The sequence below is a fragment of the Pseudomonas neustonica genome (assembly GCF_003797945.1).
GTDB classification, from domain to species: Bacteria; Pseudomonadota; Gammaproteobacteria; order Pseudomonadales; family Pseudomonadaceae; genus Halopseudomonas; species Halopseudomonas neustonica.
The window spans coordinates 15820-35458 of the sequence record NZ_RKKU01000008.1 but is presented as its reverse complement, the minus strand read 5'-3'; the positions used below and the strand labels follow the sequence as shown (position 1 = coordinate 35458).

At 55.0% G+C, this 19639-nt stretch carries 16 protein-coding genes and 3 tRNA genes; 7 read left to right on the top strand and 12 right to left on the bottom strand.

Annotated elements, in window-relative coordinates; translation table 11 throughout:
* The first annotated feature begins 3 nt into the window (after positions 1-3).
* The gene (locus EF096_RS08650; RefSeq protein ID WP_123889232.1) at positions 4-1119 is read left to right on the top strand and encodes a DUF1513 domain-containing protein; all 1116 of its coding nucleotides are present in this window, start codon (positions 4-6) and stop codon (positions 1117-1119) included.
* Between the two features lie 88 nt (positions 1120-1207).
* On the opposite strand, the gene EF096_RS08645 is transcribed toward EF096_RS08650, so the two are convergent.
* Positions 1208-1588: a PilZ domain-containing protein gene (locus EF096_RS08645; RefSeq protein WP_256671274.1), complete on the bottom strand. Its 381-nt coding sequence runs from the start codon at positions 1586-1588 to the stop codon at positions 1208-1210.
* Positions 1589-1773: 185 nt separating this feature from the next.
* Here EF096_RS08645 and EF096_RS08640 point away from each other — a divergent pair, with 185 nt between their 5' ends.
* Positions 1774-2253, top strand: a complete 480-nt coding sequence (locus tag EF096_RS08640) for a copper chaperone PCu(A)C (protein ID WP_123889230.1) — start codon at positions 1774-1776, stop codon at positions 2251-2253.
* Here the strand turns inward: EF096_RS08640 and EF096_RS08635 are convergent.
* The 3 genes from EF096_RS08635 to EF096_RS08625 all read right to left on the bottom strand — a co-directional run bounded on the left by EF096_RS08635 (position 2247) and on the right by EF096_RS08625 (position 5858).
* On the bottom strand, positions 2247-2885 hold the full coding sequence (locus tag EF096_RS08635; protein ID WP_123889229.1) for a trimeric intracellular cation channel family protein: 639 nt from the start codon (positions 2883-2885) through the stop codon (positions 2247-2249). The two genes, EF096_RS08640 and EF096_RS08635, sit on opposite strands and share 7 nt — an antisense overlap.
* 158 nt (positions 2886-3043) lie before the next feature.
* A complete protein-coding gene (gorA, locus tag EF096_RS08630) occupies positions 3044-4408 on the bottom strand; it encodes a glutathione-disulfide reductase (protein ID WP_123889228.1) in 1365 nt (454 codons plus the stop codon).
* Between the two features lie 76 nt (positions 4409-4484).
* Positions 4485-5858: a UDP-glucose dehydrogenase family protein gene (locus tag EF096_RS08625; protein ID WP_123889227.1), complete on the bottom strand. Its 1374-nt coding sequence runs from the start codon at positions 5856-5858 to the stop codon at positions 4485-4487.
* 150 nt (positions 5859-6008) lie between these two features.
* On the opposite strand from EF096_RS08625, the gene EF096_RS08620 reads away from it, so the two are divergent.
* Positions 6009-6923 (top strand): AraC family transcriptional regulator, encoded by a 915-nt coding sequence (locus EF096_RS08620; RefSeq protein WP_123889226.1) that lies wholly within the window; start codon positions 6009-6011, stop codon positions 6921-6923.
* Between the two features lie 141 nt (positions 6924-7064).
* Complete coding sequence (locus EF096_RS08615; protein WP_218565748.1) at positions 7065-9191, top strand: TonB-dependent siderophore receptor; 2127 nt, start codon at positions 7065-7067, stop codon at positions 9189-9191.
* 73 nt (positions 9192-9264) lie between these two features.
* Here EF096_RS08615 and EF096_RS20380 read toward each other — a convergent pair whose 3' ends face one another.
* The 7 genes from EF096_RS20380 to uvrY all read right to left on the bottom strand — a co-directional run bounded on the left by EF096_RS20380 (position 9265) and on the right by uvrY (position 13401).
* A complete protein-coding gene (locus EF096_RS20380; RefSeq protein ID WP_177412318.1) occupies positions 9265-9441 on the bottom strand; it encodes a hypothetical protein in 177 nt (58 codons plus the stop codon).
* A gap of 207 nt (positions 9442-9648) precedes the next feature.
* Positions 9649-9735: transfer RNA gene (locus EF096_RS08610), tRNA-Leu, on the bottom strand.
* Between the two features lie 21 nt (positions 9736-9756).
* Positions 9757-9830, bottom strand: a tRNA-Cys gene (locus EF096_RS08605).
* A 50-nt stretch (positions 9831-9880) separates the two neighbouring features.
* Positions 9881-9956: transfer RNA gene (locus EF096_RS08600), tRNA-Gly, on the bottom strand.
* Between the two features lie 370 nt (positions 9957-10326).
* Entirely contained in the window at positions 10327-10896 is a 570-nt protein-coding gene (pgsA, locus tag EF096_RS08595; protein WP_123889224.1) for a CDP-diacylglycerol--glycerol-3-phosphate 3-phosphatidyltransferase, read from the bottom strand.
* A gap of 28 nt (positions 10897-10924) precedes the next feature.
* Positions 10925-12754, bottom strand: a complete 1830-nt coding sequence (gene uvrC, locus EF096_RS08590) for an excinuclease ABC subunit UvrC (RefSeq protein ID WP_123889223.1) — start codon at positions 12752-12754, stop codon at positions 10925-10927.
* A gap of 2 nt (positions 12755-12756) precedes the next feature.
* Positions 12757-13401 carry a UvrY/SirA/GacA family response regulator transcription factor gene (gene uvrY / locus EF096_RS08585; RefSeq protein WP_123889222.1) on the bottom strand — a complete coding sequence of 215 codons (645 nt, stop codon included), beginning with the start codon at positions 13399-13401 and terminating at the stop codon, positions 12757-12759.
* Positions 13402-13735: 334 nt separating this feature from the next.
* Between uvrY and EF096_RS08580 the strand changes: the two genes are divergently transcribed.
* The 3 genes from EF096_RS08580 (at position 13736) to EF096_RS08570 (ending at position 17787) form a co-directional block, all read left to right on the top strand.
* The gene (locus tag EF096_RS08580) at positions 13736-15670 is read left to right on the top strand and encodes a putative nucleotidyltransferase substrate binding domain-containing protein (RefSeq protein WP_123889221.1); all 1935 of its coding nucleotides are present in this window, start codon (positions 13736-13738) and stop codon (positions 15668-15670) included.
* Positions 15667-16383 (top strand): 3'-5' exonuclease, encoded by a 717-nt coding sequence (locus tag EF096_RS08575; protein WP_123889220.1) that lies wholly within the window; start codon positions 15667-15669, stop codon positions 16381-16383. Before EF096_RS08580 ends, EF096_RS08575 begins: the two co-directional genes overlap by 4 nt.
* Before the next feature lie 156 nt (positions 16384-16539).
* The gene (locus tag EF096_RS08570) at positions 16540-17787 is read left to right on the top strand and encodes an OmpP1/FadL family transporter (protein WP_123889319.1); all 1248 of its coding nucleotides are present in this window, start codon (positions 16540-16542) and stop codon (positions 17785-17787) included.
* 71 nt (positions 17788-17858) lie between these two features.
* Here the strand turns inward: EF096_RS08570 and EF096_RS08565 are convergent, their stop codons facing one another.
* Positions 17859-19628 (bottom strand): sodium:solute symporter family protein, encoded by a 1770-nt coding sequence (locus EF096_RS08565; RefSeq protein WP_123889219.1) that lies wholly within the window; start codon positions 19626-19628, stop codon positions 17859-17861.
* Positions 19629-19639 lie beyond the last annotated feature (11 nt).

The window sequence follows — 19639 nt, the reverse complement described above, 5'->3', positions numbered from 1 at the left end:
TCCATGTTAAGTCGTCGTCAAGTCTTGCGTGCTGGCTTGGCTAGCGCAACCTTGCTTAGCCTCAGCGGCTGCGCGGCATCACACCTGGGTCGCCGTAATGCATCTCTGCAGCTTCTCAGCGCGGTCGATGATGATAAGGGGCAACACTTCATCACCGCGGTAAGCCAAACCGGTGAACAAGCCTTTATGGTGCCTGTGAGCGAGCGCTGTCACGGCGGCTGCCCGCAACCTTTTGGTGATCACGTGGTGATCTTTGCACGCCGCCCGGGACGGCAGATGCATGTTATCAATACACGCAGCGGTGCCCTGCAACAGAGCATTCATGCCGGCGATGGCTATCACTACTACGGCCACGGCGTGTATAGCCCGGATGCACGTTATTTGTATGTAACCATGAATAACTATACCAACGCCGAGGGCCTGATTCGGGTCTACGATGCTATGGATGGTTATCGTGCTGTAACCGATTATCCGTTGGACGGCATAGGTCCGCACGAGCTGCGTTTGCACCCCGACGGTGAAACGCTGATTATTGCGCTAGGCGGTATTGAAACCCATCCGGACTACGACCGTATGAAACTCAATATCGCCAGCATGCGTCCGGCGTTGCTGCTGATGGATCGTCGTAATGGACAGATCACGCAGCGTTTTGCGCCGTCGCACCACCAGCTCAGCTGTCGCCACCTTGATGTCAGTCCGCAAGGCGTGGTCATCGCAGGCTATCAGTACGAAGGCCCAGACATGGATACCCCGCCGCTGATCGCCAGACTAGACACCAACAGCATGCGCTTTAGCGAGTTGGAACTGCCGTACGAAGAGGTAAAGGGGCTAAAAAACTATACCGCCAGCATCGCTATCAGCCCATCCAGTCCTTTTACGGTCATTACCGCACCGCGTGGTCACCGTGCAATCATCATTAATCATCACAGTGGTGAGCTTGTGCAACGTGTACCCGTCCCGGATGTGGCAGGCGCCCTACCCTATGGCGAAGATGGTTTTCTGGTTTCCTCGGGCTTGGGAGGCCTGTTCCTGCTATCTCCCGAGAGTAATCAAGCGCAACCGCATGGCGACTACGCGGTGCATTGGGACAATCACCTGACACCGGGCGTCTTTTCCTAGGTCGGCAAAGACAGAACAACTGCAACGCGCATAAAAAAGGCAGCCAACGCTGCCTTTTTCTGTTTTGTTTGTTACTTGGCTATGGCAATCAGCGACTAGCGACCATTCGCTCTATGCATTGGCGCGACTCATCCGGCAGGTGGGTAAAATGCAGCCCGGTCCAGTACTGCTGGCCACTGATGCTCTCACGATTCCACAGGCTCTCCGCATCAAGCAGAAACTCGGTCATACCGTTCAGGGTCATGGGCAGGTTTATCTGCAACGCAAAAGAACGAAACAGATCCAGTGGACGCTCACTCAGCAACATAAAACCTTCTGAATGCAAATCAACGACGCGACCAAGATGATCGCCAGTGTCCAGATCAAAAACCTCAAGGCTTGTACTCACTGAATGCCGCTCCAATCTTCTTCGCTCTGCTAATTTTATCTCATCTACCACGGCAGGCTTCCTCGTCCACCAGACTGACATCATCTAAACCTGAGTGTGGCTCAATTATATGATAGCTAATAGCCATCTTTGGTTTTATTTTGTATAGCAATCGACATTTTTGGCTTTTTTAACATGCCAGTTGTCCGGCAAACGCTGTGATCGATATTATCTAACTCGGCCTATTAAGGTTAGGCTTGTTTCACTCAGAACCACAAGGACCTGCCATGTCATTTAACAAAGTAGTATCTGCGCTCTTTTTTTGCTGCCTTGCGCCATTAACGCTCGCCCACGAGTTTGATGCAGGCTCGCTGCATATTGATCATCCGTGGTCTCGTGCCCTGCCCCCGGTCGCGCCAACGGGCGCTGCCTATCTGTCTATCGCCAATCACGGGGAGCAGGCAGATGAACTGCTTGGTGCAGACACACCGGCAGCTGACAAGGTAGAGATCCACGAACATAAACACGTTGATGGGCTGATGAAAATGCAACAAGTGCAGACACTGCCCGTTGCTCCCGGTGAAACACTGGTGTTCCAGCCAGGTGGCTATCATCTGATGCTGTTCAACCTTAAGCAGCCGCTGGTGGCTGGAGAGCATTTTCCGCTAACCTTGCACTTCAGCAAGGCGGGAGACGTTGAGGTCGTCGTGAATGTGCAAGCTGAGGCACCACCGGCACATACCGATGACGCCCACAGCCATCACTGATCTGAATCCTTGGGCTCACGATCCAACAGATGAAAGCGTGGCAGTTCGAGATGCCAGCGAATGGCAGCAAGGCGAATACTCAGCACGGCGAGCATCGCCATGACCGACGCCAGGTCGTCAGACCACTTGAACTGCTGCAGCACAATGTAAATTAACGCGCCCGCAATACAGGCAGTCGCATAGATTTCCTTGTGGAATATCAGCGGTATTTCGTTACAGATGATATCGCGCATGACGCCACCAGCAACGCCGGTCATCACGCCCATGATGACCGCGGCACTAATCGGAACTTGCTGTTCCAGGGCAACCTGGGTACCCACGACGGTAAAGACAGCCAAGCCAAAAGCATCGGCTATCAACAGACCACGCTCGTTAATTGGCCGGGTAAAGCGCACCCAGAGTACGGTACCTAGTGCCGCCAGCGTTGCCACCAGAATATAGAGATCGTTGCGGATCCAACTGACCGGATAGTGACTCAATATGACGTCGCGCAAGGTACCGCCGCCCAGCGAGGTAACGATAGCAATCACCAGCACACCGAACAGGTCCATTGATTTTCGGCCAGCCATCAGCGCACCGGTAATGGCAAATACCGCTACGCCAAACAAATCACAGGCATAAAACCAGCTCATTCACACACTCCACTGGCAGGTAATCAACGATAACCTGCGTTGTAATCCGCGCTTTGAAAGTGCCTGGTAGCTCATAGCTTAGACAGCTACGACAACGCCCCGATGGAACCCGGAGCGAAAAATCCAGTGCACGTTTACAACATTGCAGGCATCCGCGCTCAGTCCTCGCGGGTTGGGGTGCGCATGGTAACAAACTCTTCTGCCGCCGTGGGATGAATGCCCAGGGTGGCATCAAACACCGCCTTGGTAGCGCCAGCTTTTACCGCTACAGCCAGTCCCTGCAGCATCTCTCCGGCGTCCGGCCCTATCATGTGTATGCCGAGTATGCGGTCATCATGCTTATCAACCACCAGCTTCATAAGGCTCTGATCACTGCGCCCTGCCAGCGTATTGCGCATGGCGCGGAATCGACTTTCAAACACCCGCAGTTTATGACCTTTTGCGCGGGCGTCCTCTTCGCTTAGGCCCAGCGTGGCAATATTGGGAATGCAGAACACGGCCGTCGGAATATCCTTGTAATCGACCGGAACGTATTCCTCCGGCTGGTATAACCGTCGGGCAAGCGCCATGCCCTCAGCCAACGCTACCGGGGTTAACTGCAAGGTGTCGGTAACATCGCCGATAGCATAAATGGAAGGTTCCGTGGTTTGGTAATGCTCATCAACTGCAACAAACCCCTTCTTGTCCAGCGTGACCCTGGTGTTTTCCAGTCCCAGACCTTCCAGGTGGGGGCGACGCCCGGTGGCGTAGAGCACCAGATCAGTTTCAATGGTGTCGCCATTGTTCAGGCTCACCAGTAAACTGCCATCGCTTTGCTTGTCGATACGCTCAACATCGGCGTTAAAAGTCAGCTCCAGCCCTTTGCTGTTAAGCGTCTGCGCCATGTGTTCGCGCACGCTCATATCAAAGCCCCGCAGGAACAAGTCACCTCGGTACAAGAGCCGCGACTCGCAGCCAAGGCCTTCAAATATACAGGCGAATTCGACAGCAATATAACCACCGCCTACTACCAGCGTTCGCTTGGGCAGTTTTTCAATGAAGAAAGCTTCGTTGGAACTGATCACATGCTCACGCCCGGGAAACTCGGGAATAAACGGCCACCCACCAGTGGCAATCACAATCCGCTCGGCGCTGTAAGTAGTATCGCCAACAACGACGTGATGCGCATCCTTGAGGCGCGCGCGCCCGTTTATCAGGGTGACGCCCGCGGATGTCAGCAGGTTGTGGTAAATGCCATTGAGGCGGGTAATTTCCTGGTTTTTATTTTCCAGCAACCGCGACCAGGTGAACTCAGGTTTGGTGATATCCCAACCAAAACCTGCGGCATCGACAATATCTTCGGCAAAATGCGCGGCGTAGGCAAAGAGCTTCTTTGGTACGCAACCGACATTGACGCAGGTGCCTCCCAGGTAACGATCTTCAGCGACCGCTACCCGCGCACCAAAGCCAGCAGCCATACGACTTGCGCGCACGCCGCCGGAACCTGCACCAATGACAAAGAGATCAAAATCGTAGTCAGACATACGGGCCTTTTCTTGCGTCGAGGGGGGCTTGATATCATACCGCAAAGCCCCTCTCTTATGGCACCCGTGCGTGTACTCAGACTACTGCGCGCAAAGCAGCGGCAACTGGCTGTGTTGATGGTCGCCCAACCCCCACATAGACAAAGCCTTCACGCTCGACCAGCGCCGGCTCGTACTGATTACGCCCGTCCAGCAATAAAGGATTACGCATCAAACTGCGCATCAGGGAAAAGTTGGGTTGCCGAAATTGCTTCCACTCGGTCACCAACACCAGGGCGTCGGCACCCTGCAGGGCGTCGTAGGGCTCATCCACTAGTTGCAACTGCCCGGTCTTCACTGCGTGCGGATAACAACGCTTGATGTTGTCTGCGGCTATCGGATCGAAGGCCTTGATCTGCGCACCCGCTATCAGCAGTGACTCAATCAATGTCCGGCTTGGGGCATCGCGGATATCGTCAGTTCCGGGTTTGAAAGACAACCCCCAGATAGTCACCGTGAGACCACTGAGATCTTCACCCAGCTGGTCTTGCAGAGCGCGAAAAGGCCAGGTTTTCTGCTCCTGATTGCGTGCCTCTACTGCCTCAAGAATAGGCATACGCCTATTGTGCTCGCCTGCCATATGCAGAATGGCGCGAATATCCTTGGGGAAACAGGAGCCACCGTAGCCGCAACCAGCGTAAATGAAGTGATGGCCAATACGTTGGTCTGCACCTATACCCTTGCGTACCTGCTCGACATCAACCGCAAACTCATCACAGAAAGCCGCCATTTCATTGATGAACGAGATCTTGGTGGCAAGAAAAGCGTTGGCGGCATATTTGGTCATTTCTGCAGCGCGCCGCGACATGAACAAGATGCGATCATGGTTACGCACGAAAGGCTCATACAACTGATGCATGACTTGCTGTGCCTGATTATCGTCGGTCCCTATAACAATGCGATCCGGTCGCATAAAATCGTTCAAGGCAGCACCTTCCTTCAGAAACTCCGGGTTGCTCACGACCCGGTGCAGGCCAATCCGCTGAAGACTAGCGCAATGCTGATCAAGGATATTCTGAACGCGGCAAGCGGTACCCACCGGGGCGGTTGATTTGCACACCACAATAGCGGGCTGAGTCAGCTTATGTGCCAGCTCGTTCGCCACCGAGAGTATTTGCGATATGTCTGCTGAGCCATCTTCCGCTGACGGCGTACCAACAGCGATAAAGACAACCTCGGCCCCGCGCAGAGCACCGTCATCCAGCGTGGCGCTGAAACACAGCCTGCCCCCTCTGATATTGCTACTCAACAACACTTCAATACCGGGCTCAAATATGGGAGAGCGACCCTCTTGCAGCATACTTATGCGCTCTACATTGCTGTCGATACAGGTGACACTGTTACCCATTTCGGCAAAACAGACGGCCGTGACCAATCCAACGTACCCACAGCCTATGACGCATATCTGCATATTGTGCTCTCCTTTGACTATCAACCCGATTTCGCCATCATCGCATGACAGTTCCATTAATCAGAGATGAAAGCTTGATGAATGCCATTGCAAATAGGAATTACTTGCATCTGATTCGATATCAGGTATGGTGCTGGCTACGTGGAATGTATGAGCGGTCACGCCTTGGAAACCTCGCCTGAGCATCACTTGACCCGCATTGAGCGGGCTCTCAGCTATATTCATTGCCATCTTGATGACCCGTTATCCGTGCAGCTTCTAGCTGCCCAGAGTTGCTGGTCGCGATGGCAATTCCAGCGTGTATTTACTGCAGCCACCGGCTTTACCGTCGCTCAGTACATACGCGAGCTTCGCCTCAGCCATGCCGCCGAGTTATTGATCAGCACCCAGAAACGACAGCTGGACATCGCGCTAAGTTGCGGTTTTGATTCTGAAATCAGCTTTAGCCGCAGCTTTCGGCACATGTTTGGCTGCGCGCCCGGCGCCTATCGCCGGCGCGGCCAGCGCACCCGCATGCTCGCCGCCATCAACCTGCAGGAAATGCCCCGTCTGCCGTCGGCTATGCACAAATCCATGCTGTCTATCCGTGTAGAGCACCAGGAGGCCATCACGGTAAGCGGTATCAGTGCACCGATCAAAGGCCTGTTTTCACAAACACCAGACTTCACTACCAGCGTACCGGACGTCTGGAAGCGCTTGATGAGAACCATACAAGATCACGCCCTGGAACCAGCCCCGTCTAACTTGATTGGCGTACTGGACCTGACCCAGACAGACAATAGCCAAGAGAGCTTCCCCTACTGGGCATGTTTCCAGACTGACCTGAGCCCATCTTGCGTCGGACTGAAAACACTGACCATACCCGCTCAGGATTACGCGGTTATCCCCCACCATGGGGACATCAGCAGTCTGCAGAAGGTACTGGAATGCTTCATCGTGCACTGGCTGCCGGAATCCGGCTATTGCGGCGTCAACGGCTTTGACCTGGAGATGTATGACCAGCGCTTCCGCCCCGGCAGTGCTGATTGTTATATGGAATATTGGGTCCCCGTCAAACCACGTTGAGTCAGACGCGAAGCCACAGCAGACCTCATCTGGCCAGCGTGTCATGCACCAAATGGTTAAGTGACAGCCCCCGAACAGATATAAAATAGAATCATTACCATTTGATAATGAATCCACTACCTGTCTGGAGTCGTCATTACCGTGCGCCCCTTCTTTCGCTTAAGTCTTATCGCCGCCGCCGTTGCGGCCGCCCACCCTGGCCTCCACCTGCACGCACAAGAGCAGGACGAATATGTGCTGGACAGTCTCACGGTGTACAGCAGCACCTACCGCAATACCGCGACCAAGACTCAGTTGAGTCCGCAGGAAACGCCACAAGGTATCTCGGTGATCGACGAGTACACGCTGGACTCGCGCAACGCCGATACCGTGGCGCAGGCGCTACGCTACGTACCCGGCGTTAATACCGAACTGCGCGGCGGCGCAGTCACCCGATCAGATCTATTCAATATTCGTGGCTTCATCAATTACCAGAACTTCTATGACGGACTGCAGCTGCTGTACAACGATTGGAACCTGCAGCCACAGATAGACATGCAGGCAGTGCAGCAAGTCGAGGTATTCAAGGGCCCTACTTCGACTCTCTACGGCTCTATGCCACCTGGAGGCATGGTCAACCTCATCAGCAAGAAGCCCCTGCGCGACGCCTATAACAGCGTGGAGTTGAGCGTTGGCAGTAACAATCTGAAAGAAATCACGTTCGACTCTGCCGGGCAGTTGGGCGACTCAGACTTGACCTACCGCCTCAACGGCCTGGCCAACAGCAGTGACGGCCAAGCCGACACCTCTGAAAACGAACGCATCATGCTCGCGCCCTCAGTGGACTGGCAGATCAGCGACGCGACGCTGATCAATCTCAACGCCTACTATCAGAAAGATCCCGATATGGGCATCTATACTACCCTGCCCGCTCAGGGGCTGTTTCAGCACAACGCCAACGGGGATCTGGACGTCAACACCTACAGCGGTGACGCCAACTGGAATAAATACGAACGGGAAATGCTGCTGATCGGCTACAAGATTGACCATCAGCTCAGCGAAAACTGGAATTTCCTGCAGAGCTTTCGCTACCAGCATGGCGATGCCTATCAGGAAAACACTTACTCATCAGGTCTCGCAGCTGATCAGCGCACCTTGTCGCGCCGAGCGTATCTGACGGACGAAACCGGCAAGGGCGTTACCATCGACAACCAGCTATCAGGCATTGTTATAACTGGCGCGATCGAGCATAACTTGCTACTGGGCATCGACTATTTCAAATTCAAAAGCGACATCGGCTATGAAGATGCCGCTGCACCGGCGATCGACTTATTCGATCCTCACCATCATCTGATTGACGGTAGCCAACTGGATTTCGCGGCGTCCGGTTTGAGTAGTCAGTTTTCTATCGATACCGAACAAACCGGGGTTTATTTCCAGGACCAAATGCGCATTGGTCGCTGGGTGCTGCTCGCGGGTGGGCGTTATGACACCTTTGAATCACGAGAAAAGGGTATCCAGTACGGCCAACCGGTCGATGGCAAGGTCAAGCAGCACAACACCTCCTGGCGGGCGGGCGCGCTCTATGAGTTCGACAGTGGCTTTGCCCCCTTTATCAGCTACGCCGAAAGCTTCGAGCCCGTAGGTGGCCTGGATAGGCTAGGTTCGACTTACGAGCCTTCTACTGCAACGCAGTGGGAAACCGGTATCAAATACAGCACCGCTGACAAACAGACAACGGGCTCGCTAGCGCTATACCGTATCGAGAAAGAGAACGTACTGACACGCGATCCTAACGGCACTGCCTACGACAAGATTCAGGCCGGTGAAGTACGTTCACAGGGCATTGAGCTGGAGGCCCGCACTCAGGTCAATCGCAACCTGAATCTGATGGGCAGCTACACTTATCAAGACGTAGAGGTAACCAAGGACAACAGTGGCCTGCAAGGCAAAACGCCGGTATGGGTCCCAGATCAGTCGGCCACGGCCTGGGCCAGTTATGATGTGTTCAACGGCCCGCTGGCGGGTATCACCCTGGGCGGTGGCGTGCGCTATATCGGTGAGGCCGAAGTAGATGCCACCAACTCCGATACAGTGCCCTCCGCCACCCTGGTTGATCTAAGTTTGGGGTATGACCTGGGCAGCGTCGACCGAGCAATGGATGGCGCAAGCGTTACGTTATCGGCCAACAACCTGTTCAACGAGCGCTATTACAGTTGCTTTGACACTCTGAACTGCTGGTTTGGCGCCGAACGCAGCCTGGAGGCCAGCGTTCGCTACGATTTCTAATAAACATCCCACTGTGTGGCTCAGAGGTGACTTTGCCCGCCTCTGAGCCGGTTACCGACAGCACCCGCCAACCTCAGGTCAGATGCAGCATTTTGGGGATGTGGTAGAACACCAAGCCGAGCATACAGGCAGCCCCCAGCCACAGCAGCGCGATACCCCAGCCGCTGTCCCGGCGAGAAAATCCCGCACTTATCAATAAAACCCCGACAGAAAAAATGGCCAGACTGGCCCAAAAAAGCTCCTTCCCCATACGCTAATTCCCCCACATCACGAGATCCTGCCAAATTTGCGGCTATACCTAAGTATAGAGTTAAATCCGGCGATGGAATCAAATGTTCAAAACAGGCAAGTGTAAAACACCCGTGGCAGAGCAAGCGGCCAAGTGTTATTTGAGATTCTTAAAGGGGGGATGGATCTAAAACAGGCTTCGCTTATCAGCTCAAACCCGCATGAAAATTGGTGCCCGGAGCCGGGGTCGAACCGGCACGATCTTACGATCGAGGGATTTTAAGTCCCTTGCGTCTACCAATTTCGCCATCCGGGCTAGCGAAAGAAAACATAAAGATGGAGGCCGAGGTCGGAATCGAACCGGCGTACACGGATTTGCAATCCGCTGCATGACCACTCTGCCACCCGGCCTCAAAAGGGGGCTACCACGCTGAAAGCAGTACATCAGCGCAATATAAAACTGGAGCGGGAAACGAGACTCGAACTCGCGACCCCGACCTTGGCAAGGTCGTGCTCTACCAACTGAGCTATTCCCGCGTTACATCTACTACATTTGACCCTAAGGTCCCGAGAACTCGCGAGGCTATGCGCCCCACCCCGACCTCGTAAGGTCGTGCTCTACCAACTGAGCTATTCCCGCGTTACATCTACTACATTTGACCCTAAGGTCTCGAGAACTCGCGAGGCTATGCGCCCCACCCCGACCTCGTAAGGTCGTGCTCTAGCAACTGAGCTATTCCCGCGTACATCTAATGCTATTAGACCTTGATCTGCGAAACCTTGCAAAGCAATGCTGCTTGGCAAACCTCGCTGAGGCCCTGTTCACTTGCGTGAACTGTTCCTGTGTTGGAACGGCGCTAATTCTATCTTTCTACGCCATTGTGTCAAGTCATTGATTCAAAAAAAGTTATTTGTTGCTATTTTGATCAGTGTCGGGACGCAAATGTGGCCAGGCCGCCTTTAGGTAAACCACCATTGACCACAAGGTCAACACCGCTGACATGGCCAGCAAAACGTAGCCAAACACGACCCAGCCAGTCGGCTGTGGTGGATTAGCCAGCAAAACGACCAAAGCAACCATCTGCAAGGTCGCCTTGTATTTACCCAGGTTGGATACAGCGACATGCGCCCGCGCGCCCAGCTCTGCCATCCATTCGCGTAACGCTGAGATAACCAGCTCGCGGCCAATAATAATGGCTGCCGGTGCGGTAACCCAAAAATTAGCGTGATGCTGCACCAGCAACACCAGGGCGATAACCACCATGAGCTTGTCGGCGACCGGATCAAGAAAAGCACCAAAAGGCGTGCTCTGCTGCAGCTTGCGCGCCAAGTAGCCATCCAGCCAGTCAGTGACTGCCGCCAGGGTAAACACCAACGCAGCAGCAACATAGCTCCAATGGTACGGCATGTAAAACAGCAGGATAAAAATGGGGATCAGCCCGACCCGCATCAGGGTCAGGATATTCGGAATATTCATATTTTACAGCCTCGGTTGAGCCAGCATTCTAATCGCTATGCACGGCGGCATAAATCTGTTCCGCAAGTTTTTTGCTGACACCCGGGACTTTTGCCATTTCTGCCGCACTGGCGCGCTTCAATTCCTGCAAGCCACCAAAGTGCTTCAGTAGCTCGCGACGCCGCTTTGGACCCACACCAGCGATACCCTCGAGTGATGAGGTCGTACGTGCTTTACCGCGACGCTGGCGGTGACCGGTAATGGCAAATCGATGCGCCTCATCGCGAATGTGCTGAATCAGATGCAATGCCGGCGAGTGGCCTGGCAGCACCAGCTCATTGTGCGGATCATTCAAATACAGACTCTCCATACCGGCTTTGCGTGTGACGCCTTTGGCCACACCCAGCAAGGTCAGATCATGGATAGCCAGCTCTTGCATGACCTCCATCGCCATTTTCATCTGCCCTTTGCCGCCATCGACCAGCAATATGTCCGGCATTTTGCCCTCGCCGTCCTGAATACGGCTGAAGCGGCGAATCAACGCCTGACGCATGGCGGCGTAATCGTCCCCTGCGGTGACGCCTTCAATATTAAAGCGTCGATAATCGCTCTTCAGCGGCCCCTCCGGGCCAAAGACTACGCAAGAGGCAACCGTGGCCTCACCGCTGGAATGACTGATGTCGTAGCACTCAAGGCGCGTTGGCAACTCATCCAGGTTCAAGACCTTCTGTAATGCCTCAAAGCGCGCCTGAATGTGCTGTTTGTTGGCCAACAGGCTCGCCAGCGATTGCGTGGCGTTACTCTGGGCCAGATCGAGCCAGCGTTTACGGTTACCGCGTACGTTATGCGTGATACTCAGATTGCAGCCACGCGCCTGACTGAGCGCCTGGGCAATGATCGGCAAGTCTTCATGGTCCGCATTGACGATAATTTCCGGCGGCACTTCGCGTTCGGCCGTGCCCAGGTAATATTGCGGTAGAAACGCCGACAACACCTCACCTGCGCTCTGTTCGATCGGAACCCTGGGGAAGTGGTTTTTGCTCCCCAGCACCCTACCCTGGCGCACCATGACCACATGAACACAGGCGCCACCAGGGGTAACATCAGCGGCGACAATATCAACATCGCCCTGCTCAGTGTCCATGCTTTGCTGGTCTTGTACGCGGCGCAGCAGCGCAATCTGATCACGCAGCTCAGCAGCCCGCTCAAAATTGAGTTCCACCGAGGCTTGTTCCATGGCCTCATGCAGCTCGTTGGACAGCGAGTTGCTGCGACCTTCAAGAAACATCACTGAGTGGCGCACGTCCTGCGCATACTCGGCCTTATCAACCAGGCCCACACAGGGCGCCTTGCAACGCTTGATCTGATACTGCAGACAAGGCCGCGTGCGATTGCGGTAATAGCTGTCTTCGCATTGGCGCACCAAAAAGGTCTTCTGCAACAGGTTGAGACTTTCACGAATCGCGCCGGCGCTGGGATACGGCCCAAAATAACGCCCTTTGGCGCGCTTGGTGCCGCGGTGCAAACCAAGACGCGGAAACTCGTCATTACTCGACAGGAATACGTAGGGATAAGACTTATCGTCGCGCAACAGTATGTTATACGGCGGGCGACTGGCCTTGATCAGGCTCTGTTCCAGCAGCAGCGCTTCGGTTTCGTTGGCCGTGATGGTGGTATCAATCTGCGCTATGCGCGCGACCAGTGCTTCGGTTTTGGGACTCAAACCGGTCTTGCGGAAGTAGCTGGCAAGGCGCTTCTTCAAGCTCTTTGCTTTACCTACATAAAGCAAAGCGCCCTGGGCATCGAACATGCGATAGACACCGGGCTTATTGCTAGCGCTGGCCAGAAAGGCCTGAGGGTCAAAAACGATGTCGGTCATACTCACTGGTGGGATGTATCAACCATGCCGTTGCGCACGGCCAGTAATGTGAGTTCAACGTCACTGGTCACGCCCAACTTTTCAAAAATACGGTAACGATAAGTATTAACCGTTTTGGGGCTAAGGCAGAGTTTGTCAGAGATGCTGTTCACCTTTTCACAGCCGACAATCATCAGCGCGATTTGGATCTCACGGTCAGACAGGCAGTCAAAGGGCGATTCGCCACCCGGATTCAAGTGCTTGAGCACCAGCAACTGGGCAATATTTGGACTGATGTAACGTTGGCCCGCATGCACCTGCTTGATAGCGGCGACCATCTCCTCCAGTGCAGCGCCCTTGGTCACATAACCAGCGGCACCGGCCTGCATCAGACGCGAAGGAAAAGGCTCTTCATTACAGACAGTAACGGCAATAACCTTCATATGTTTGTCGAGCTGCGCCAGTTTGCGGGTAGCTTCCAGGCCGCCGATACCAGGCATGCGTACATCCATCAAGACGACGTCGGGGCGCAGAGCTCGAGCTTGGGTGACCGCGGTTTCGCCACTGTCAGCTTCGCCAACAACCGTCAGGCCAGCAACATCTTCCAACATACGACTGATACCCATGCGAACCAGGTCATGGTCATCAACCACCAGCACCTTGATCAAATACCACCCCTTACGCAGAAGACCGTACGTTAGTTATTATTCCATCACTTGATCGCGATGGCGGCATCCTAGCTCATTGCCTTTTCTATACTCAGTCGGCGTCCAAAATGGGTACTTTTCGTAGAGTAAATCTAAAAAGCTGTCCGAACGCTGCTGCAGCCGCCACAATAGCAAAATGAGCACGCAGATGAAACGCCTAGTCAGTGCAATAATGCGGCATAGCGCTGCTGCAGATTGGCTTTTTTCCAGCACGGCTGCGAGACCCATACTTAGGTAGAATGGGAGCGCGTGCTCACTGTCGGCACACTGCTGCAAGACAACAAGGTTAGCCAAAATGACACGAGAAGACCGCTACGAACAGGCGGGCAAAACCGCCGTCATGCAGAACGTACACGGCACCATCAGTTTTCTGTTGGCTTATCCGCCATTCAACCAGATGGAGCATGCCCACCTGGCCTGGCTGGTAGAGCACGCTCAGCTGCGTTTCTATGCCGCAGGTGAGCATATACTTGACCCACAAGATGGCCCCGTAGAGCAGTTTTTCATCGTTAAACAGGGCCTTATTCGCGGCGAGCGTCTACTTGCCGGACAGCAAGAAACCGATACCACCTTTGAAATCAGCACCGGGGAATGCTTTCCGTTAGCCGCGCTATTGGGCGAGCGTGAAACCCGCACCCTCCACCTCGCGGGTGAAGATACCTTCTGCTTTACCATCAGCCGCGCCGACTTCGTCAGCCTGTTTCGACGCTCTCTACCCTTCCGCGACTTTGCGCTACGCGGCGTCAGCAGCCTGCTTGACCAGGTAAACCTGCAGGCTCAACAGCAGGCCAGCGAAAGCCTGGGATCACATTACTCGCTGGATACCGGCTTGGCCGAGCTAACCGACCGCAAACCCGTGACCTGCGAACTCGACACGCCAATAAGAGCCGCCGTGAGGCTGATGCATGAGGCCAGTGTCGGCAGTATTGTTATTACCGATGCAGCGCAGCGGCCGCTAGGCATTTTCACTCTGCGCGACCTGCGTGGGTTGATTGCCGATGCGGCAACCGATCTGGAGCAGCCGATTAGCCAGGTGATGACTGCCAACCCAAGCCATCTACCCTCTTGCGCCACCGCATTCGATGCGGCGATCGCGATGACCAGCAAGCACATAGCGCATATCTGCCTGGTCGATAACGGGCGCCTTACCGGCGTTGTATCCGAGCGAGATCTCTTTTCACTGCAGCGCGTTGATCTGGTGCACATTGCGCGCACCCTGCGCGAGGCGCCTAACCTGGAAACCCTGATCGCGCTGCGTAGCGGTATTCGTCGGCTGGTAGACAGTATGCTGGCCCATGGTGCCTCCTCAACCCAGGTTACGCGAATCATCACACTGCTTAATGACCACAGCGTATGCCGGGTCATAGAGCTCTGCCTGCAGCAGGAAGGTGATCCGGGTATCGAGTTCAGCTGGCTCTGTTTTGGCAGTGAGGGCCGGCAGGAGCAGACCCTGCATACCGATCAGGACAACGGCATTCTATTTACCTGCCATGATAACTCGGCGACCGAGCAAACCCGGCAACGCCTGCTGCCGCTGGCCAAGCGCATCAATCAGGCACTGGCGGACTGCGGCTTCACCCTGTGCAAGGGTAATATTATGGCCGGCAATCCCGAGCTGTGTCTTTCGGCACCTGAATGGGCTGAGCGCTTTGGCCGCATCATTAACAGCACCACACCAAAGAATTTACTGGCGTCATCCATCTACTTTGACTTCCGCGTAGTGTGGGGCGACGCGGGTGCGGCGGAGCGGATGTTCCAGTCTGTGCTCAAACGTATTGCCGGCAACAGCCTGTTTCAACATCAGATGGCGCAAAACGCGCTGATGCATCGCCCGCCTATCGGTCGTCTGCGCGAGTTCATTCTGGCCCGCAGTGGTAGCGAAAAAGACACTCTGGATCTCAAGGTGCAAGGCTTGGGGCCCTTTGTTGATGGCGCCCGCTTATTGGCGCTGGCCAACGGCATCGCCAACAGCAACACCTTGGTGCGCTTGCAGGCACTGCGTGAAGCAGGCGTGATAGAGCCATTGGATGCGGATGCTTATGTGGAGGCGTATCACTTTATCCAGCTAACACGCATGCAGCAGCACCAACAGCAGGATCGTGACGGGCGTGCACTAAGTAATCGTATAGACCCAGACAGCCTCAACCATCTGGACCGCCGCATACTGCGCGAGTCTTTCCGCCAGGCCAAACGTCTGCAAGCCAGTATCGCACTCAGGTATAACCTGTGAACCCGCTGCAATGGCTCAACAAACGCAGGCATGACTCACTCACCCAGGAGCAACGCCAGCGCTGCGAACAACTGCCCAACTCACAGGCACTGGATGGCACTGAGCTAAAAGATACCCGCCTCGTCGTCGTTGACCTGGAAACCAGCGGTCTAAACGTGCACCGCGACCTTATATTGTCTGTTGGCGCGGTGGTTATCGAGGATCAGTGCGTCGATCTCGGCAGCCAGTACGAATGTACCCTGTATCGAGAAAACCACCAGGTGACCGAATCCATCCTCATTCACGGCATAGCGCCTAGCGCCATCGCCCAGGGCGTGGATGCAGCCGATGCGTTGCTGGATTTCATGACGTTTTCTGGCGAGTGTGTTTTCGTTGCTTTCCATGCAGCATTCGATCAACGCATGCTACTGCGCGGTTTGCGCCTGGATCTGGGCTACAAGCTACGCCACAAATTTCTCGATGTCGCCGAGATAGCGCCTATGCTCTACCCGGAAGCCAACCTGCCCAAGGGCAGCCTGGACGAGTGGCAGGCTTATTTTGGCTTGCTTAACAGCCAGCGACACAATGCCGCGGCGGACGCGTTAGCTACCGCGGAGATCATGCTGATATTGTTATCCCGTGCCCGTACCAGCGGCATCAGAACGCTGGGAGAACTGAATGGTAAACTGCGCCACTGGCGGCGCTTACGCCAAGCCCGCATCGGCAGCATCTAACAATCCATATCTGCAGCAAGTTGCTGCACATTCCCGGCCTTTCGAGTCACTGTCCGACCAAATGCAGCAATTTCGTCGCACGAACTCTGGCCAGCCCGATTGAATCCTGATAGTTTGCGCCCCCTTCATCATCGATCAATCTGGAGTTTACCCATGATCAGACACGCTTGGCTAAAATCGTCCTTGGCGTTAGCCATTACCGTAGCCGCCACGTCTGCCAGCGCCAATGGCATCGCTATCAACGAACAGAGCGCCAGTGGCATGGGCACAGGCTTTGCGGGCCGTTCTTCTTCAGCTGAAGATGCCAGCACCCTGTTTGGTAACCCAGCAGGCATGTCGCGCCTGGATCGTACCGAAGTGAGCGGTGGTGCTGCACTTATCATGGCCAAGACCGACATCGACAATGCCAGCGGCTCAGCGACCGGTACCAACGATGGCGACATGGTGCCTACCTCCGTCATCCCCTTTGGCTACCTGGTAACGCCGCTGAATGATCGCTGGCACGCGGGCATCGGTGTTTACGCCCCTTTCGGTGTCATCAGTGATTACGAAGATAGCTTCCAGGGCGGAGGCCACGGCAGGTACAGCAAGGTACAGGTAGTGACGCTGCAGCCCACCCTGAGCTTTCAAGTCAACGATCGGATCTCTGTCGGCTTTGGCCCGACCATCAACCATATCAGCGGCAAGCTAACCAGTGCTTTTGGTAACGGCGAAGTAAACATCAAAGGTGATGACGTGGGCTACGGCTTCAACGCCGGTGTACTGGTAGATGTAACCGATCAGTTGGCATGGGGCCTGACCTACCACTCCAAGGTCGATTACACGCTGGACGGCCGCACGCGCCTAAACAATCTGCCTGGACCCGCAGCAGGCGCCAATGGTGAGTACGATGCCAACCTGGACTTCACTACACCTGAGTCGGTTGATACCTCATTGACCTTTGAGCTTGATCCGCAATGGACGCTGTACGCCGGGGCCACCTGGACCCGCTGGAGTCGACTAGACAAGATCGTGGTTGAAAACGACGGCGTTGCGGCACCATTTCAACCAAATTTCAGCGAGATTGAAGAACCGCTGAACTGGGAAGATACCTGGGCCTTTGCCGTTGGCGCGGCTTACCAGATTGCTCCACAGTGGACGCTGCGCACCGGTTTCACCGTCGATCAGTCTCCCGTGGGCGACAGCGACCGTACCGTGCGTATCCCCGTATCCAACCGCAAGGTGTTTTCTCTGGGTGCTGGTTGGGATGTCAGCCAGGATATGACTATCGATGTGGCCTACTCCTACCTGCATGAGAGCAAAGGTAAGATTGAGCAAGCGGCAAAGTCTAGCACCGGATCTTACAACGCCGATTACCGCAACAGCGCGCACGGCCTGTCGTCCCAGGTAACATACCGCTTCTAATCAGCGGTAAAAGCACAACGCAATAAAAAAGCCCCGATATGATCGGGGCTTTTTTTACCTCTCAACTGACATTAGTGATCAACTGCCGAGCCTGCACCACGGGGTACGCGAATATCTTCAATCATGTGCTGGATATGCTCCGGCGGTGCCTTGGTAAAGGACGCCACAGCCACCGAGGCAATGAAGTTAAAGATCATACCCAGGGTACCAATCCCTTCAGGCGACACACCAAACCACCAATGCTCCGCCGTGTTCAATTCAGGACTGATGAACTTGAAGAACACGATGTAGCTGAAGGTGAAGGTCAAACCTACTGCCATACCAGCGATGGCGCCTTCCTTGTTCATCTTCTTGGAGAAGATACCCATCACGATAACCGGGAAGAAGGATGCCGCCGCCAGACCAAAGGCGAAGGCCACCACCTGCGCTACGAAGCCCGGTGGGTAGATGCCGAACAGGCCAGCAATCGCAATGGCCACACCTGCCGCTACTCGCGCAGCCAAGAGCTCATGCTTTTCGCTGATATTTGGCGCCATGTTGCTCTTGAGCAGGTCATGCGAGACCGAGGTTGAGATGACCAACAGCAAGCCTGCCGCAGTAGACAACGCAGCAGCCAGACCACCGGCCGCAATCAACGCAATTACCCAGCCCGGCAGACCGGCAATTTCCGGGTTTGCCAGCACCATGATGTCGCGGTCGACGTACAGCTCGGTAGCCGCATCAGTAGGTGCATTGCTGAGCAGACGCTCACCACTGGCACCGCGCTCACCGGTAAAGCTTGGGCTGCCAGCAAACGGCGCGCCAGGGCCATACTGAATCACGCCATCGTTGTTCTTGTCCTGCCAGGCGATCAAGCCTGCGTTCTCCCAGGTTTGCAGCCACGCAGGGACCTGCTCGTACTGCGCATCAACCACGGTATTGAGCAGGTTGGTGCGAGCAAAAGCCGCAACAGCTGGTGCAGTAGTGTAGAGAATCGCAATGAAGAACAGCGCGTAACCTGCTGATTTACGTGCATCTCGTACTGTTGGCGTAGTAAAAAAGCGAACGATTACATGCGGCAGGCCAGCGGTACCTACCATCAACGCCATGGTGATAAAGAACACATCAATGGTCGACTTGGAGCCGTCGGTATACGCACCAAAGCCAAGCTCAGTACCTATCCCATCAAGCCGCTCGATTACCGACTGGCCAGTGCCTATCACCTCGCTACCAAAACCCATCTGGGGAATGGGGTTACCGGTAATCATCATCGAAATATAGATGGCCGGAACCATGTAAGCGAACATCATTACGCAGTACTGCGCCACTTGCGTGTAGGTGATGCCTTTCATGCCGCCCAATACCGCGTAGAAGAACACGATCGCCATGCCGATGATAACGCCGGTTGCGATGTCGACTTCCAGGTAACGCGAGAACACGATACCCACGCCGCGCATCTGGCCGGCCACATAGGTAAAGGAGATAAAGATTACGCAGATAACCGCCACTACACGGGCAGTCTGTGAGTAGTAACGCTCACCAACGAAATCCGGCACGGTGAACTTGCCGAACTTGCGCAGATAAGGTGCCAGGCACATTGCCAGCAGCACGTAGCCCCCGGTCCAGCCCATCAGATAGACGCTGCCGTCGTACCCGGCGAAGGCGATAATCCCGGCCATGGAGATAAAGGATGCGGCAGACATCCAGTCAGCGCCAGTGGCCATACCGTTGGCGATGGGGTGTACACCTTTACTCGCGACATAGTACTCGCTGGTACTGCCAGCGCGAGACCAGAGCGCGATCCCGATGTAGAGCGCGAAGGTCGCCCCTACAAAGAGGTAAATCAACGTTTGCGTATCCATTGCAGGACTCC